Source organism: Acinetobacter sp. UBA3132 (genome assembly GCF_002364825.1).
Taxonomy (GTDB): Bacteria; Pseudomonadota; Gammaproteobacteria; order Pseudomonadales; family Moraxellaceae; genus Acinetobacter; species Acinetobacter schindleri.
Map to the genome: position 1 here is coordinate 1 of NZ_DEZM01000144.1, position 3,384 is coordinate 3,384.

At 43.2% G+C, this 3,384-nt stretch carries 3 protein-coding genes and 1 tRNA gene; 2 read left to right on the plus strand and 2 right to left on the minus strand.

Annotation, left to right across the window (positions count from 1 at the left end; genetic code table 11):
- Both B4033_RS07955 and B4033_RS07960 read left to right on the plus strand, forming a co-directional pair.
- Positions 1–1,744: sulfite reductase flavoprotein subunit alpha (locus B4033_RS07955; protein WP_286833026.1), on the plus strand; the 1,744-nt coding region annotated here is incomplete at its 5' end.
- Between the two features lie 99 nt (positions 1,745–1,843).
- A complete protein-coding gene (locus tag B4033_RS07960; RefSeq protein ID WP_286833029.1) occupies positions 1,844–2,626 on the plus strand; it encodes a YdcF family protein in 783 nt (260 codons plus the stop codon).
- Between the two features lie 25 nt (positions 2,627–2,651).
- Here the strand turns inward: B4033_RS07960 and B4033_RS07965 are convergent, their stop codons facing one another.
- Positions 2,652–3,113 (minus strand): DUF2750 domain-containing protein, encoded by a 462-nt coding sequence (locus B4033_RS07965; protein ID WP_034434278.1) that lies wholly within the window; start codon positions 3,111–3,113, stop codon positions 2,652–2,654.
- Positions 3,114–3,186: 73 nt separating this feature from the next.
- Positions 3,187–3,262: transfer RNA gene (locus tag B4033_RS07970), tRNA-Val, on the minus strand.
- Positions 3,263–3,384 lie beyond the last annotated feature (122 nt).

Sequence of the window (3,384 nt, forward strand, 5' to 3'; positions counted from 1 at the left end):
ATATTCAACAGTTACTTTTAATATTCCTAAAAAAGCCGATGGTGAATTAAAACTCAGCTTTACCGATGTTGAAGTTCAGCATGAGCGTGCCCGTAATAATGCTACTTATAACTATCAGGATGCAGCTTTTACATCGGTAGAAATGTATGAAGACAAAAAGCTGAATGAAAAGATCATGAGCAGTATGCTACCGGTGCACCGTGGCAGCTTCTTTGGTCCGATCTACCAGTTCTTTGCCATGGTCGCGTCACTGCTGATGCCACTTTTCTTTGTGACCGGCTGGATGCTGTATCTGAAGCGTCGTAAACAGAAGAAATTAACCCTTGCCGCACGTCAAGGCGCTACAGCCGTCGATATTGATCCAAATGCCAAGCCTTGGCTGATTGCTTATGCCACACAAACCGGTGTTTCTGAACAGCTGGCATGGCGTACCGCAACTGCCTTGCAACAAGCACATCAACCAGCAACGGTAAAAGCCGTACAACAGCTGACGCTGGCTGATCTGCAACAGGCTGAACAGGTGCTCTTTATTGCAAGTACTTATGGTACCGGTGAAGCACCAGACCTGGCTTCGTCATTTGAGAAGAAAATTATGTCCGGTCAGGCTGACCTGAGTCATCTTCATTATGCTGTACTGGCGCTGGGTTCTAAAGAATATCCGGATACTTTCTGTAGTTTTGGTCACCGTATTGATCAATGGCTGAAAAATAATGGTGCTCAGCAATTATTTACCACTATTGAAGTCGACAATGCCAGTAACGAGCATATCCAGCAATGGAATGCCGCACTCGCTCAGTCAACTCAGCTAGAACTTCAGGCCATGGACATTGATAAAACCTTTGACCATTGGACCCTTGTAAAACGTGAGGTGTTGAATCCAGGCAGTCTGGGAGCTCCAGCCTTTAACCTGGAATTTAAACCTGAACATGAAGCACAATGGCAAGCGGGTGATATTGCAGAAATCCAGCCAGGGAACAGTGCTGAACGCATTGCGCAATTCCTGGCAGCACACCAAATTCCTGCAGGTACTGTGGTTGCCTCTATGCAGCAACGTATAGAAGACATCCTCTGGAACCGTGATCTGACTCAGCCAATTTTCCCATTTATTTCTTCAGAAGAATTACTGAATCAGTTACCCGTGTTACCAACACGTGAATATTCTATTGCCAGTATTCCAAGCCAACAGATCTTGCGTCTCGTAGTTCGTCAGCAACAGGATGCATCCGGTGAACTTGGTCTAGGTTCAGGCTGGTTAACACAATATGCCGCACTCAATGCACCTATTGCCTTGCGTATTCGCAGCAATGATTCCTTCCATCTGGTGGATGATAACCGCCCAATTATCTGTATTGGTAATGGTACCGGGATCGCTGGCCTGATGAGTTTACTGCATACTCGTAACCGTCAGGACTATAATGAAAACTGGCTGATCTTCGGTGAACGTCAGCGTGCACACGATTTCTTCTATCAGGAAACCCTGGAAGCCTGGTTGACTGTAGGTACACTAAAACGTCTGGATCTGGCATTCTCACGTGATCAGGCTGAAAAAGTTTATGTACATCACAAGCTCCGTGAACAGGCGGATGAGCTGAAAACCTGGGTGAACAATGGTGCTGTGATTTATGTCTGCGGTAGCATTGACGGCATGGCCAGTGATGTCGATCAGGCACTGATTGATATTCTAGGTGAATCAACTGTTGATCAATTACGTCAGGACGGTCGTTATCGCCGTGATGTGTATTAATCAGTAAGTGATGAAAAAAACCGGGCCATGTTGCCCGGTTTTTTCTTGCCTATAGAACTGAAATACCTACAATAAAATATGAAAATTACAGGATTATTCATGTCAGATTTTTATAAATGCCTGATCAGTAGTATTGTAGGGATTTTACTGAGTGCAGACAGTCTCTGGTTACTCTTACAGAACAAGATTCATCTGGGAATCTTGCTACCACTATTGATTGGCGTGTTACTGATTATTTACGCCCTGTTCTTTTCCTATTTCCAGCAATGGCACCAGCACTCCAGGTTTCGTTCCAGTGTATGGAAATGGATGTGGATTGGATTTTTTACCTGGGTTGCCAGTGTTCTGATCTTCTTTGGCTATATTCAAAGCAATATCAATAGTAATAATACCCAATTGCCAACCAAGGCAATCCTGGTTTTAGGTAGTGGTATAGAAAACAACCGACCCTCGCCAACCTTGCAAAAACGTCTCGACACTGCAGCTGACTATGTACAATTGCATCCAGAAGCATTGATCATTATGACGGGCGGCTTGAGTTTTCAGGAGAAATATACTGAAGCCGAAGTGATGCAGGCTTACCTTAAACAGTCATATCCTGCTGTTCGTAATCCAGTTGCAATGGAAGATCAAAGTACCAGCACCGAACTCAATCTGATCAACTCCAAAAAGATTTTAAACAGTCATCAGATTACTTTGAATGATCCAATTACCATTGTCACCAGTGACTTTCATAGCATTCGTGCTCGTGCCATAGCCAGACATCAGGGCTATACACAGATCATCAGTATTAGCGCAGAAACACCACTATATATTCGCTATAACTCGTGGCTACGCGAGTATTTTGCTTTTCTTAGCGGCTGGTTGCTGAATGAATATTAAAAAAGAGTTATTTAAAAGATAAAAATCAATGCAATCGGATTTGGCGTGGCAATGGAATATGACCGTTTTTAAAGATCTCCGGCTTCTGTACATAAATCTGATACAGATAATTCTTGATATCCAGCAGCATTTTTTCTGGTGCAACCAGAATATTTTGCCCTTCAGGCGTCAGATCTAGAGATAAAGCGGTATGTTCTTCACGCAGGAAAGGAATCACTTTTTCAATAAAGTCTTTGAAGCTAATTTCCTGAATTTCGTATTTTTCCCAGTTATCTTTGATGAGCAGTTTTGCCAAGCCTTTACTCTGCCAGGTTGCAAAAGCCTTTTGCCCTGTTGGCGTTGCACAGAGTGCCCAGCCATCTTGGTATAAGGCGTAAATGCAGCCTTGTGCCACAATTGTTTCAATGAACTGTTTATAAACTTGTAGAGGATCGTAAGGAGTATTTTGAGTTTTAGCCGCGGCCTTGCGCTGATATGGATTTCTCATAGCCATGAAATTTTATAAATTATTATAGACTTAGGATTCTATGGAAAATTTAGATTTTAAGCAAGATAGAATATGGTGGGCGCTGACGGGATCGAACCGCCGACATTCTGCTTGTAAGGCAGACGCTCTACCAACTGAGCTAAGCGCCCTGAAGAGTAAAAAATAACATCGTTATTTTTTATGATGAAAGACAAGCGAAGCGCATAGTCTTGGACTTTGATAACACATTTTTCACATCAGGAAATGAAAAATGGCGCAGCGGACGGGACTC

Bases quoted from the DNA above. Each gene is read 5' to 3' on its own strand.
- B4033_RS07960 (WP_286833029.1), top strand. From the start codon at position 1,844: ATGTCAGATTTTTATAAATGCCTGATCAGTAGTATTGTAGGGATTTTA.
- B4033_RS07965 (WP_034434278.1), bottom strand. From the start codon at position 3,113: ATGAGAAATCCATATCAGCGCAAGGCCGCGGCTAAAACTCAAAATACT.